The following is a 12,448-nucleotide window of genomic DNA, read 5'->3' as shown; positions in this document are numbered from 1 at the left end:
GGGAGACCCACCCCCACCTCAGGCCCGGTCCACCACCCGCAGATCCCTCCGCTGTCCCGGGATCCCCACACTCGCCCCGGCCATCGACGGCGGCGCCACGCGGGACAGCCAAAGCCCCACCCCCAGGGCGAGGGCCGCGAGGACGAAGCCGTACCAGGGGGTGTGGCCCGACGGCGCCGTCTCGTAGGTCAGCGCCCCGCACAGCACCGCCAGGAACCGGCCGAGCCGCCCGTCCCACGCCACCGCCGCGACCACGCACGTCCCCCACAGCACGTACCAGGGCTGCACCATCGGGGACAGCGCCACCAGCGCGAGCAGCGAGATCCCGAGCCCGAGGACGGGGTCGATCCGGCCCCGCCACGCGCGCCAGGCCACCACGGCGACGATCGCGGCCGCGGCCACCAGGCCGAGCTGCTGCACCACGCCCTTCACCGGTCCGGGGTCGTCGGCCACCAGCAGGCCGAGCCCGAGGCCGAGGTCGCTGGTCGCCGACAGGGCGGTGTGGATGGTGGCGGCGACGCTCTGGGTACGGAGCCAGCCGAAGCCGGTCCCGGCGAGCAGCGTCGCCCCGGCGGCGACGGCGGCGGCCACCGCCCCGGGCAGCACGAGTCCGCGCGCCACTCCCCCGGCGCCGCCGCGCCGCCGGGCGACGAGGACGCCGATGAACAGCAGCCCGAGCACCGCCGGGGACTTCACCGTCACCGCGAGGCCGACGACCGCGCTGCCCAGGACCCACCGCCCGCGCACCGCGAGCAGCACCCCGGTCAGCAGCAGGGCGATCATGAGGCCGTCGTTGTGGGTGCCGGCGACGACATGGATCAGCAGGAGCGGGTTGAGCGCGGCGAGCCAGAGCGCGCCGGGGCCGCCGCCGAGGCCGCGGACGGCCCACACGATGAGCGCGAGCGCGCCGAGGGCGACGAGCCGCATGCCGAGCACGGCGGGCACGACCGACCCGCCGGTCAGTTTCACCACCGCCTCGGCGAGAACGAGGAAGGCCGGTCCGTACGGCGCGGGGGTGTCCGTCCAGTGGCCGCCGACGGACGCGGCGGCGTCCGCGCCGAGCTCGCCGGGCGCGAGGACGGAGGGCCCGGCCCCGTACACGTCGTGGCCTTCGAGGACCATCGCGCCCTGGGCGATGTAGCTGTAGACGTCGGCGCTGTGCAGCGGCGGGGCGAGCACGAGCGGCCCGGCCCACCAGCCGAGGGTCGCCAGGGTCCGGTCGCCCGGGGCTCCGGCGCGCAGCAGCCGCCCGTACTGCCACCAGGCGGCGAGCAGCAGAGTCAGTCCGAGGTACGCGAGGATCGCGCCGGCCGTGGTGAGCGCGGTACCGCGCGGCTGCCACAGGCCGGCCCCGCCGCGTACGGGCAGGGCTCCGGCGGTCCAGCCGCCGGCGGTGACGGCGAGCGCACCGGCCGCGCCGAGCCACCGGCATCCGGCGGCGGAGAAAACCCACATGACGGGACAACCTATCCTGCGCCCCCAGGAGCCCCCGCGAGCCCCCGTCGGCGCCCGCACCACCACCCACGCCACCATGCGCCCCCAGCCCTGGCGCCCAGCCCCGCCGCCCGGCACCGCTCACCCCGTCCCCCGGCTCTCCCCCGCCACCTCCCTCCGGGCGACGTGTCCCAGAACACGGCGCGCCATCGCTCCGTACCGCCGTAAGCTCGGTCCATGCAGGTGATCCAGTCCACGAAGCTCGCCAACGTCTGTTACGAAATCCGGGGCCCGGTCCTCGAAGAGGCGATGCGGCTGGAGGCGGCGGGGCACCGCATCCTCAAGCTCAACACCGGAAACCCGGCCGCCTTCGGTTTCGAATGCCCGCCCGCCATCCTCGAGGACATGCTGCGCAACCTCTCCGGCGCGCACGGCTACGGCGACGCGAAGGGGCTGCTGTCCGCGCGGCGCGCGGTGATGAGCCACTACGAGACCAAGGGCATCCCGCTGTCGATAGAGGACATCTATCTCGGCAACGGTGTCTCCGAGCTGATCCAGATGTCCATGCAGGCGCTGCTCGACGACGGCGACGAGGTGCTGGTCCCGGCGCCGGACTACCCGCTGTGGACGGCTTCGGTCTCGCTCGCGGGCGGCACGGCCGTGCACTACCGCTGCGACGAGCAGGCGGACTGGATGCCGGACCTGGAGGACATCGAGCGGAAGATCACCGATCGCACCAAGGCGATCGTGATCATCAACCCGAACAACCCGACCGGCGCGGTCTACGACGACGAGATGCTGCGCGCGCTCACCGACATCGCCCGCCGACACCAGCTGGTGGTCTGCTCGGACGAGATCTACGACAAGATCCTCTACGACGGCGCGACGCACACCCCGACGGCCGCGATCGCCCCCGACCTGATGGTGCTCACCTTCAACGGCATGAGCAAGAACTACCGGGTGGCCGGCTTCCGCTCCGGCTGGCTCGCGGTCTGCGGCCCGAAGGCGCACGCCTCCTCGTACATCGAGGGCCTGACGATCCTGGCGAACATGCGACTGTGCGCCAACATGCCGGCGCAGCACGCGGTGGCCGCCGCGCTCCAGGGGCGGCAGTCGATCGAGGAACTGGTGCTGCCCGGCGGACGGCTGCTCGAACAGCGGGACACGGCGTACGAGCTGCTCACGCAGATCCCGGGCGTGACGTGTGTGAAGCCGAAGGGCGCGCTGTACCTGTTCCCGCGGCTGGACCCGAACGTCTACAAGATCAAGGACGACCGGCAGATGGTCCTCGACCTGCTGCGGTCCGAGAAGATCATGGTGGTGCACGGGACGGGCTTCAACTGGCACGAGCCGGACCACTTCCGGATCGTGACGCTGCCCTCCGCCACGGATCTGGCGGACGCGGTCACCCGGATCGGCACCTTCCTGGACGGCTACAGCCAGCGCTGACCGGCACTGACCGGCACTGACCGGCACTGACCGGCACTGACCGGCACTGACAGACCCTGGGCCCCGACGAGCACCGGAAGAGGTGCTCGTCGGGGCCCAGCCGTACCCCACCTCCACCCTTTTCGGACGCGACTCAACTTTAGACGGAATCCAAGCTAGGATGCTTTTCAAGTACCTGGACAGGGAGGCCGTCGCATGTACGAACCGATCCGCACCAAGTCGGTCCACCGGATGGCCGACCACTCCCGCGAGCGGCTCGACTTCCCGCACCGTTCCCGCGAGGAGGAGCTGGACATCCAGCTCGCCGGCCATCTCGCCGCCCTGCTCACCGTCACCGACGAATTGGGCGACAGCGCGGCCGGTGAGCTCATCGCCCGGCAGGTCGCACGGCTGCGCGGCACCCCGCCGGCCCGGCACGCGGGCCTGAGCGGCGCGTCCGCCGGGGCACTGCACCGCAAGGCGCACGCCCTCGCGGGCCGGGCGCTGGTCGTCGCGGCCTCCCGGGCCGACACGACCGCCGCGATCCTCGCCGCCGAACGCATGGACGCGCACACGGCGGCACTCGCCGCACCGGCCCCCGGCCCCGCTTCGACCCCGGACCCGGCCTCGGCCTCGACCCCGGCCCCGGTCCCGGTCCCGGTCCCCGCCGCAACCCCCGCCGCGACTGCCGTAACCCCCGCCCCGACCCCGTCCCTGGTCGGCGCCCCCTGATCGGCCCCGGTCCGCGCGCCCCCGACGGCGTGCGGACCGGGCGCCACCCAATCCCCTCGCCCCGCCTTGCCCCACCCCCGAGCACGCAAAACGGCGCGGAAAATGCGCCGACCCCCGGAGCCGTGAGGGGGCTCCGGGGGTCGTTCGCGTCGCGGCGGGCCGTCGTGACCCCACTGGTCAGGGCGGAAATCGGGGCAGCCCGCCACGAGTCTCGGGTGCCGCCGCCGTCGCGCGGGATCGCGCGGCGGCAGCGGTCAGGGCATCAGCCCAGGCGCTCGACGAGCGCGCGGTGCTGCTCCCACAGCTCCTTCGGCGTGTGCTCGCCGAAGGTCTCCAGGTGCGCCGGGACCAGAGCGGCCTCCTCGCGCCACACGTCCTTGTCGACGGTGAGCAGGAAGTCCAGGTCCTCCTCCGGTAGCTCCAGACCGTCGGTGTCCAGGGCCTCCTTCGTCGGCAGGACGCCGATGGGGGTCTCGACACCCTCGGCCTTGCCGTCGAGGCGCTCGACGATCCACTTCAGGACGCGGCTGTTCTCGCCGAAGCCGGGCCAGACGAACTTGCCGGCGTCGTTCTTGCGGAACCAGTTGACGTAGTAGATCTTCGGCAGCTTGGCGGCGTCCGCCGACTGGCCGATCTTGATCCAGTGCGCCATGTAGTCGCCCATGTTGTAGCCGCAGAACGGCAGCATGGCGAACGGGTCGCGGCGCAGCTCGCCGACCTTGCCCTCGGCGGCGGCGGTCTTCTCGGAGGCCACGTTGGCACCGAGGTAGACGCCGTGGTTCCAGTCGAAGGACTCGGTCACCAGCGGGACGGCGGAGGCGCGGCGGCCACCGAAGAGGATCGCCGAGATCGGCACACCCTTCGGGTCCTCCCACTCCGGGGCGATGATCGGGCACTGGCCGGCCGGGACGGTGAAGCGGGCGTTCGGGTGGGCGGCCGGGGTCTTCGACTCCGGCGTCCAGTCGTTGCCCTTCCAGTCGATGAGGTGCTCCGGCAGCTCCTCGGTCATGCCCTCCCACCACACGTCGCCGTCGTCCGTGAGGGCGACGTTCGTGAAGACGGAGTTGCCCCACATGGTCTTCATGGCGTTGGCGTTGGTGTGCTCGCCGGTGCCGGGCGCGACACCGAAGAAGCCGGCCTCGGGGTTGATCGCGTAGAGGCGGCCGTCCTCGCCGAAGCGCATCCAGGCGATGTCGTCGCCGATGGTCTCCACCGTCCAGCCGGGGATGGTGGGCTCCAGCATGGCGAGGTTGGTCTTGCCACAGGCCGACGGGAAGGCGGCGGCCACGTACTTGGCCTCGCCCTGCGGCGGGGTGAGCTTCAGGATGAGCATGTGCTCGGCCAGCCAGCCCTCGTCGCGCGCCATGACGGACGCGATGCGCAGGGCGTAGCACTTCTTGCCGAGCAGGGCGTTGCCGCCGTAGCCCGAGCCGTACGACCAGATCTCACGGCTCTCGGGGAAGTGCGAGATGTACTTGGTGGAGTTGCACGGCCACGGCACGTCCTCCTCGCCCTCGGCGAGCGGGGCGCCGAGGGTGTGGACGGCCTTCACGAAGAAGCCGTCGGTGCCGAGCTCGTCGAGGACGGCCTGACCCATCCGGGTCATGGTGCGCATGGAGACCGCGACGTACGCGGAGTCGGTGATCTCGACGCCGATGGCGGAGAGCGGGGAGCCGACGGGGCCCATGCAGAAGGGCACCACGTACATGGTGCGGCCCTTCATGGAGCCGCGGAAGATGCCCTTCTCTCCCGCGAAGAGCTCCTTCATCTCCGCCGGGGCCTTCCAGTGGTTGGTCGGGCCCGCGTCCTCCTCCTTCTCGGAGCAGATGAAGGTCCGGTCCTCGACGCGCGCGACGTCGGTCGGGTCGGAGGCGGCGTAGTACGAGTTCGGGCGCTTGACCGGGTCCAGCTTCGTGAAGGTCCCCTTGGCGACGAGCTCCTCGCACAGGCGCTCGTACTCCGCCTCCGACCCGTCGCACCAGACGACACGGTCCGGCTGGGTGATCTCGGCGATCTGGTCGACCCAGGAGACGAGCTCCTGGTGCTGGGTGGGGACGGTGGAGGGAGCCGCGTTGTCGCGCGCCACGATTGCTCCTTGAAGAGGGTTGTGAAGATGTCATGCCCCTTGGGGGCTGCGACCCGGATGCGTCGTAGCGCTCATCCGGTGCCGACCGCACTCATTTGATCATCCGATGCTACCGCCCATATGTCCAGGGGTCCGCACACGTGAGCATCACCACTTATCGGTCCTTCGTACGTCGCCCACGCGCCCCCCGCATGTCGCCCGTACGTCGCTTGCGCGCGCTCCGTACACCCGTACGCCCCGCGCACCGCCTGTACGCCCCACCCGCGCGCCGCCCGCACGCCCCGACCCTGCCCCTGATTCACCCCCGGCCCGACCCCGACTCGCCCGTTGTGTTCCACCTCACGGCCGGTCGCCCCACGTATCCGGGTATCCGGGCATCCACCCGTATCCGGAACTTACGCGAGCGTAGGTAGCATGCGGATTCATGACAGCCTCGCCGGACCTCACCACCGCGGAGCAGCGCCCGGCGCTGCCACAGCAGCACCCCCTCCCCCTCAAGCCGAGACTCCGGGGCTGGCTGCACGCCGGGATGTTCCCGGCCGTGATCGTCGCGGGACTCGTCCTGGTCGCCCTCGCGGACTCCCCCCGCGCGCGGATCGCCTGCGGCATCTACGTCCTCACCGCGTGCCTGCTGTTCGGCATCAGCGCGCTGTACCACCGCGGCACCTGGTCGGCGCGCGGCGAGGCGGTGCTGCGGCGGCTCGACCACGCGAACATCTTCCTGATCATCGCGGGCACCTATACGCCGCTGACCCTGCTCCTGCTGCCCGACTCCACCGGCCGGCCCCTGCTGTGGGCCGTCTGGGCGGCGGCCGCGGCCGGGATCGCCTTCCGGGTCTTCTGGGTCGGCGCGCCGCGCTGGCTGTACACGCCCTGCTATCTCGCGATGGGCTGGGCCGCCGTCTTCTTCCTGCCGGACTTCATGCGGACGGGCGGCATCGCCGTCCTGGTCCTCGTCGTCGTCGGCGGTCTGCTCTACAGCGCGGGCGGGGTCGTCTACGGCTTCAAGCGCCCCAACCCCTCGCCCCGCTGGTTCGGCTTCCACGAGGTCTTCCACTCGTTCACCCTGGTGGCGTTCATCGTCCACTACGTCGGCATCTCGCTGGTCGCCTACCAGCACGCCTGACGCACCCGTCCGGTCCGGCCGGTCCGGCCGAGCCACTCGCTCGACCTGCCGGTCCGGACCCCGTCCGGCCCGCGGTGCCCGGCCCCCGCGCCGGGCACAATGGCCGCCATGACCCCCATGGCGGCCCCCTCCCCGCGCCCCACCCTGCGCGAACGCAAGAAGCTCAAGACCCGCGTCGCGATCCGGAAGGCCGCCTGCCGGCTCGTGGCGGAGCAGGGGTACGAGGCGACCACCGTGGAGCAGATCGCCGCGGCGGCCGAGGTCTCCCCCTCCACCGTGGCCCGCTACTTCCCCGTCAAGGAGGACATCCTCCTCAGCGACGACCAGAGCGAGCTGCTGGTCGCCCGGCTGCGGGCCCGCCCCGCCGGGGAACCGCCGCTCGACTCGCTGCGCGCCGTCCTCCTCGACGCCGTCGCCGCCTCCTTCGCCGGGGATCCGCGCGAGGCCGTACTGCGGGCCCGTTTCGTGGTCGAGATCCCCGCCGTACGCGCCCGGCTCACCGAGACCGCGGCCGAGACCGGCCGGATGCTCTCCGGGGCCGTCGCCGAACGCACCGGCCGCGCTCCCGACGACCTGGAGGTACGGGTCTTCACGGCGGCCGTCCTCGGGGCGATGCGCGAGGCCACGCTGCACTGGGCCGAACGCGGCGGCCGGCTCCCCGACCTGGTCCCGCTCCTCGACCGGGCCGTGGACGTCCTCCAGACCGGTCTGACCCTCCGCTCCCCGGCCGAAGCCGGGCCCGGTGCCGGGCCCGGCACCGGATCCGACAGCGAGCCCGAGCGGCCCGGTACCGGCCCGACCGCCGCCGCCTCCACGGCCCCCGACTCCGCTATCTCCGGCCCAGCGCGGCCCTGACCAGCGTCCCCGACACCGGATTGTCCGCGCACCCCCACACTCCGTGCGGGCAGTAGTCCGTGAGGGTCTGGTACGCGGGCCGGTGCCGGACGAACCAGTCGAGCATCCCCCGTACGTACGCCGGATCGTCCCCGTTGCGGAACAGCCCCCACTCCGGGAACGACACCGGCTTGTGGTGCGCCGCCGCGAAGCGGGCGTGGAACTCCAGTCCGTACGGCTCCGTCACCTGCTCCGCGAAGGAGAGCCCGGCCGGCTGGTCGTAGGCGTCCATGCCGACGATGTCCACCACGTCGTCACCGGGGTAGCAGCGCGGCCAGTCGATCGCGTCCCGGCCGCGGCTCGGCGTGAAGTCGAAGCGGAAGTGCTGCCCCGGCACCTCCCGCAGCGTCGCGACCACCCGCCGCCAGTACCGCTTCCAGTTCTCCGGGTCCGGCGCGCAGCGGTGCGCGTACGTGGTGCCGTTCATCTCCCAGCCGAGCACCAGGACGGCGTCCGCGAGCCGGTGCTCCACGAGCCGCTCGCCCAGGACGCGGAAGTGTTCGTCGAACTCCCCGGCCGCGCCGCGCCGCAGCCCGTCCCGTACCTCTTCGTCGGGCAGGTGCTCCTCGCTGCGGTCGAGCAGCGGGACGTTCAGGACGAACAGCCGGCCGGGCCGGGCCTTCTTCCAGCGCGCCCACGGTTCGAACAGCTCGGGGTGGCCCTCGATGTTGGACCACTGGTCGCCCGGCAGATAGGTGTGCCCGACGGACAGCGGCGGACCGCCGAGCCATGCCTCCACGGCGGCGATCCGCTGCACCCCGGTCTCGTCCGAGCCGGTGAAGAAGCCCGACGGCACCCCGGTCAGCAGCGCGGGCGCGCCCCAGGCCGGATCCGCGCCCTCCCCGAGCTCCCGGCCCTCGTGCCGCGCCGGCCACACCCACCACAGGAGCGACGACAGCAGCACCAGGACGGCGAGGACCGCGATCGGTACGGCGGGCGCCAACCACGGCCGGGACCGCAAGCCGTCGGACAGGCGGCCGGACAGACGGCGCGAGGCGAGTGAAGCGACCGCCACGAGCGGGCGGAGGAAGCCGGGCCACCCGCGCGGGCGGGGAGAGCGGGAAGGACGGCGCACCTCAGCTGGTCCAGAAATCCCACCAGCGGGTCAGGATCAGCATGCCGATGATCCCGATGTGCACGACCGGTGGCGCGAAGGCGAAGTCCGCGAAGAAGCTCCGCAGCGCGGCAGGGGCGGGCAGCAGCCGGTGCGTCACATTGTGCGCGGTGACGTACCAGAACATGGTGATCGTCGCGCACCAGGCCAGCGAGCACCACAGGCAGAGCGAGCCGATCTCGTACAGCGACTGCTGCGTCAGCCAGGTGCAGAAGCCGACGCCGAACAGCATCCCGGCGTTCAGCCCCCGCCAGAACCAGGGCCGGTAGCGGGCGCCCGCCAGGATCCCGGCGCCCGCGGCGATCACGACGGCGTAGGTGACGAGGCCGAGCAGCGGGTTCGGGAAGCCGAACACCGCCGCCTGGGCGCTCTTCATGACGTTGCCGCAGGAGACCACCGGGTTGAGGCTGCAACCGGGCTGGAAGCCCGCGTCCTCGGCCATCTTGATCTTGTCGATGGTGATGACCCAGGCGGCGAGCACCCCCGCCGCGCCCGTCACCATCAGCATCCAGGCGAAGGCCCGGCTCGCGCCGACGCCCCGACCGGCGGCGTCCTCGCCGGACGCGTCGGGAGCACCGGGCTCGATGCCCGCGCTGTCCGCGCCGCCTGCACTGCCCGCGCTGCCTGCTTCATCCTGCCGGTGCCGCTGTCCGGGGACCGCGTCCCCGCCCTCTACGTCCACCGTCGTCATGGCGCCACTCCTCGTCCGCTCGGTCCGGCCGGACCAGCCGGACCGGCCGGGTCCCTTCCGGTTCCGGTTCCGGTGCCGGACGCTCCGGTCCGGCCCGGTCCGCTCCGCCCGCTCCGTCTACTCAGCCCTGGATGCCCCGGATCAGCTCGGGATCAGCCCCGGATCCGGCTCACCGGCACCATCAGATGGGCCGCGTTCCGTACGACCTCGTCGTCGGTGACGAAGACCTTCAGCCGCGCCTCCGTGACCGGCTCTCCCGGGCGCGCGAGCGGCCACGGGGTGACCGGGAGGATCAGACAGACCTTGCCGCTCTCGTGCGCGGCCGCCTCCCACTCGGCGGGCACCGGGCACTGCGCGCTCATGAACGGCAGCGTCAGGACCGCGCGCCGCGCCTCGACCAGGAGATGGATACCGGCCCTGCGGTCCTCCGCGAGGTCCACGACGGCGGCGCCGATCGGCAGGTCCATGTCTTCGAGCGTCGCCCGCAGCGCCGCCGCGCCGGCCTCCGGACCGTCCCGTCCGTCGCCGAGCGAATACACCATCAGAAACGGGGTGGCGGGGACGTCACCGGCGGGGCCGATCGTCCAGGCGATGACGGTCAGCGTTCCCAGCGGACTGTCGCCGCGCGCCGTGTCGAGAGCTTCGGAGGTGGTCATGAAACCGGATGCTAGGGGACGAACACCGGCCCTCCCGCGCCGAATTCACCCATTCGGCCGACATTCCCCCTGTTGGCAAATACGGCGCAACGAACCGGCGTTTTCCTCGTTATGCCTACACGGCCTCCCCCTATTCTCAGCGAGGGGGACTTCGCCGACCTCTGGAGATCACTCATGATCGTCCCGCGGCTCGTTTCACGCCGCTCCGCCGTGCGCGCCCTCTACGCCCTGTCCGTCACCGCGTTCACGGGCGGCGCACTCGCCCGTATCGCGTCCGCCGCCCCCGTCGTTCCCGCCGTTCCCGGATCCGCCCTGCCACCCTTGCCTCCTCTGCCGCCGCTGCCCCCGCACCCCGTCCTCTTCGACGAGGTGTACGCGGGCCGGCGCGTCCAGGGGCTGCGCGGGCCGGCCGGCGGGCCGATCGTGCTCGTCGACGGGCTGCCGTTGCATCTGATGCGCTGTGCCGACGGGGGCTGGCTCACTCCGCTCGACCACTACGAGATCTGTCCGACGCCGCTGGCGGCCACCCGGGCGGCCGTGGACGCCCTTGGACCGGCCCGGCTGAGCCGGCTCGCCGCCGCGCACGGCGCGCACGCCGCCGCCGGAACCCCGGCCCCGGCCCCGAACCCCCACCACCCCGCCGCTGACGACGGTCCGGGCGCCGCCCGGACCGGAGGGAGCCCCCGTGGCCGCGTACACGCGTAAGGACCAGCGCGATCTGACGAAGACGGAGCGCAAGCGCTTCGTCGACGCCGTCCTCGAACTCAAGAAATCGGGAAAGTACGACGACTACGTCCGCACCCACATCGACTACTACGTCGCCGACGGCGAGGGGCAGCTGCGCGTCGCGCACATGTGCCCGAGCTTCCTGCCCTGGCACCGGAAGTTCCTGCTGGACTTCGAGCGGTCGCTGCGCGAGATCGACGACTCGGTGACCGTGCCGTACTGGGACTGGACCCGGGACAACAGCGCGAAGTCCTCCCTGTGGAACGACGACTTCCTGGGCGGCAACGGCCGGTCCAGCGACTACCAGGTCACCACCGGCCCCTTCGCGTACGCGCGCGGCCAGTGGACCGTGCGCTACGGGATGACCGAACAGAGCTTCCTGAGCCGGGACTTCGGCCGACCGCGCAATCCGATCACCCTGCCGACGGCGGACGACGTCGACGACGCGCTGGGACAGTCCTCGTACGACACCTCGCCCTGGAACTCCACCAGCCGCTCGGGCTTCCGCAACCGGCTGGAGGGCTGGGGCAGCGGCGACGGCAACGCGCGGTTCCGGCTGCACAACCGGGTGCACCGCTGGGTCGGCGGGCAGATGCTGGGCGGCGGCTCGGTCAACGACCCGGTGTTCTGGCTGCACCACTCCTTCATCGACCTGCTGTGGTCGCGCTGGCAGAAGGAGAACCCCAAGGCCGGCTACATGCCGAAGAAGCAGCCGCCGGAGGGCGACGCGCAACGCGGCAAGGTCGCGGCGCTGAACGACAAGATGGCGCCGTTCGACGTGTCGCCCGCCGACATGCTCGACCACAGCGCGATCTACCGCTACGCGTGAGGGGCGCGCGGGCAGGCCGCGCACAGGGATGTCCCCCCGGTCCGGACGGAACGGGGGGACATCGGCATGTGGGCCGGCCCCGCACAGGGTCCGGCACCGCCTGAGGGCGGGTCAGCGGTTGTAGCCGCCACCCATGCCGCCACCCATGCCGCCGCCGTAGCCGCCGCCGTTCACCGGGGGCTCCTCCGGCTCGTCGACGATGGCGCAGATGTCACCGAAGGCCGGGTTCATCAGGCCGATGACATTGATGCTGTCGCCACACAGGTTGAGACCCAGGTCGATCGGCACCTCGACGACATCGCCGGAGATGACACCGGGGGAGTTCACAGCGGCACCGGCGGCACCGGCGTCGGCGGTGGCCAGACCGGCCCCGCTGAGGGCAACGGCACCGGTGCCGACGATGACGGCGGCAGCCTTCGCGAAGCGAGACATCAACAACTCCTTGAGCGAGGAAACACGACCGCGCGAACCACGGTCACGCGTCTTTCAACGGCGCGGGGGCGAAGCGGTCACGGTCATTGCGCCGAATGGAGAAGGCCGGGAAGGACCGGGGCGGTGGCGGACCGGGGCGGCGGCGCGCATTGGCTCGCGGATCGGCGGTCCACCGCCGTCGGCTACGGCGGCGCGTGCCGCCGATCCGCGGGCCGCGGCCATGCGACAAGCCTCTTGTTGCAACGAGAGCCCTGTGCGCGGGTGGCGGGAAGAAAGGTGTCTTCACCCGCTCTTCACGGA

General features: G+C 72.1%; 11 protein-coding genes and 1 pseudogene. 6 read left to right on the top strand and 6 right to left on the bottom strand.

Features of this window, described 5'->3' with window-relative positions; translation table 11 throughout:
* Positions 1–18: 18 nt before the first annotated feature.
* Positions 19–1,455: a polyprenol phosphomannose-dependent alpha 1,6 mannosyltransferase MptB gene (mptB, locus tag ACGFRB_RS16310; protein WP_393243540.1), complete on the bottom strand. Its 1,437-nt coding sequence runs from the start codon at positions 1,453–1,455 to the stop codon at positions 19–21.
* Positions 1,456–1,671: 216 nt separating this feature from the next.
* On the opposite strand from mptB, the gene ACGFRB_RS16305 reads away from it, so the two are divergent.
* A complete protein-coding gene (locus tag ACGFRB_RS16305; RefSeq protein ID WP_361226305.1) occupies positions 1,672–2,883 on the top strand; it encodes a pyridoxal phosphate-dependent aminotransferase in 1,212 nt (403 codons plus the stop codon).
* A gap of 195 nt (positions 2,884–3,078) precedes the next feature.
* A pseudogene (locus ACGFRB_RS16300) lies at positions 3,079–3,468 on the top strand (hypothetical protein); the annotation flags it as partial.
* Positions 3,469–3,856: 388 nt separating this feature from the next.
* Here ACGFRB_RS16300 and ACGFRB_RS16295 read toward each other — a convergent pair.
* Entirely contained in the window at positions 3,857–5,680 is a 1,824-nt protein-coding gene (locus ACGFRB_RS16295; RefSeq protein ID WP_363011476.1) for a phosphoenolpyruvate carboxykinase (GTP), read from the bottom strand.
* 424 nt (positions 5,681–6,104) lie between these two features.
* Here ACGFRB_RS16295 and ACGFRB_RS16290 point away from each other — a divergent pair, with 424 nt between their 5' ends.
* Together ACGFRB_RS16290 and ACGFRB_RS16285 are read left to right on the top strand one after the other, a co-directional pair.
* Positions 6,105–6,806 (top strand): hemolysin III family protein, encoded by a 702-nt coding sequence (locus tag ACGFRB_RS16290; RefSeq protein WP_363011478.1) that lies wholly within the window; start codon positions 6,105–6,107, stop codon positions 6,804–6,806.
* Positions 6,807–6,914: 108 nt separating this feature from the next.
* The gene (locus ACGFRB_RS16285; RefSeq protein ID WP_393243537.1) at positions 6,915–7,661 is read left to right on the top strand and encodes a TetR/AcrR family transcriptional regulator; all 747 of its coding nucleotides are present in this window, start codon (positions 6,915–6,917) and stop codon (positions 7,659–7,661) included.
* Here ACGFRB_RS16285 and ACGFRB_RS16280 read toward each other — a convergent pair.
* The 3 genes from ACGFRB_RS16280 to ACGFRB_RS16270 all read right to left on the bottom strand — a co-directional run bounded on the left by ACGFRB_RS16280 (position 7,636) and on the right by ACGFRB_RS16270 (position 10,161).
* Positions 7,636–8,715: a glycoside hydrolase family 26 protein gene (locus tag ACGFRB_RS16280; RefSeq protein WP_393243535.1), complete on the bottom strand. Its 1,080-nt coding sequence runs from the start codon at positions 8,713–8,715 to the stop codon at positions 7,636–7,638. The genes ACGFRB_RS16285 and ACGFRB_RS16280 overlap by 26 nt on opposite strands.
* A gap of 61 nt (positions 8,716–8,776) precedes the next feature.
* Entirely contained in the window at positions 8,777–9,505 is a 729-nt protein-coding gene (locus tag ACGFRB_RS16275) for a vitamin K epoxide reductase family protein (RefSeq protein WP_393243533.1), read from the bottom strand.
* 152 nt (positions 9,506–9,657) lie between these two features.
* Entirely contained in the window at positions 9,658–10,161 is a 504-nt protein-coding gene (locus ACGFRB_RS16270; RefSeq protein WP_393243531.1) for a DUF5949 family protein, read from the bottom strand.
* Positions 10,162–10,335: 174 nt separating this feature from the next.
* On the opposite strand from ACGFRB_RS16270, the gene ACGFRB_RS16265 reads away from it, so the two are divergent.
* Positions 10,336–10,866, top strand: a complete 531-nt coding sequence (locus tag ACGFRB_RS16265; protein ID WP_393243529.1) for a tyrosinase family oxidase copper chaperone — start codon at positions 10,336–10,338, stop codon at positions 10,864–10,866.
* Positions 10,847–11,716, top strand: a complete 870-nt coding sequence (locus tag ACGFRB_RS16260) for a tyrosinase family protein (protein ID WP_393243527.1) — start codon at positions 10,847–10,849, stop codon at positions 11,714–11,716. The genes ACGFRB_RS16265 and ACGFRB_RS16260 overlap by 20 nt, the downstream gene beginning before the upstream one ends.
* 111 nt (positions 11,717–11,827) lie before the next feature.
* On the opposite strand, the gene ACGFRB_RS16255 is transcribed toward ACGFRB_RS16260, so the two are convergent.
* Entirely contained in the window at positions 11,828–12,148 is a 321-nt protein-coding gene (locus ACGFRB_RS16255) for a chaplin (RefSeq protein ID WP_393243525.1), read from the bottom strand.
* Positions 12,149–12,448 lie beyond the last annotated feature (300 nt).

The sequence above is a fragment of the Streptomyces sp. NPDC048718 genome (genome assembly GCF_043198875.1).
Lineage (GTDB): Bacteria > Actinomycetota > Actinomycetes > Streptomycetales > Streptomycetaceae > Streptomyces.
This window is presented reverse-complemented; position numbering and strand designations above follow the sequence as displayed.

Coding starts and splice junctions, on each gene's coding strand:
- mptB (WP_393243540.1), bottom strand. CDS start 1,455: ATGTGGGTTTTCTCCGCCGCCGGATGCCGGTGGCTCGGCGCGGCCGGT.
- ACGFRB_RS16305 (WP_361226305.1), top strand. CDS start 1,672: ATGCAGGTGATCCAGTCCACGAAGCTCGCCAACGTCTGTTACGAAATC.
- ACGFRB_RS16290 (WP_363011478.1), top strand. CDS start 6,105: ATGACAGCCTCGCCGGACCTCACCACCGCGGAGCAGCGCCCGGCGCTG.
- ACGFRB_RS16285 (WP_393243537.1), top strand. CDS start 6,915: ATGACCCCCATGGCGGCCCCCTCCCCGCGCCCCACCCTGCGCGAACGC.
- ACGFRB_RS16275 (WP_393243533.1), bottom strand. CDS start 9,505: ATGACGACGGTGGACGTAGAGGGCGGGGACGCGGTCCCCGGACAGCGG.
- ACGFRB_RS16270 (WP_393243531.1), bottom strand. CDS start 10,161: ATGACCACCTCCGAAGCTCTCGACACGGCGCGCGGCGACAGTCCGCTG.
- ACGFRB_RS16265 (WP_393243529.1), top strand. CDS start 10,336: ATGATCGTCCCGCGGCTCGTTTCACGCCGCTCCGCCGTGCGCGCCCTC.
- ACGFRB_RS16255 (WP_393243525.1), bottom strand. CDS start 12,148: ATGTCTCGCTTCGCGAAGGCTGCCGCCGTCATCGTCGGCACCGGTGCC.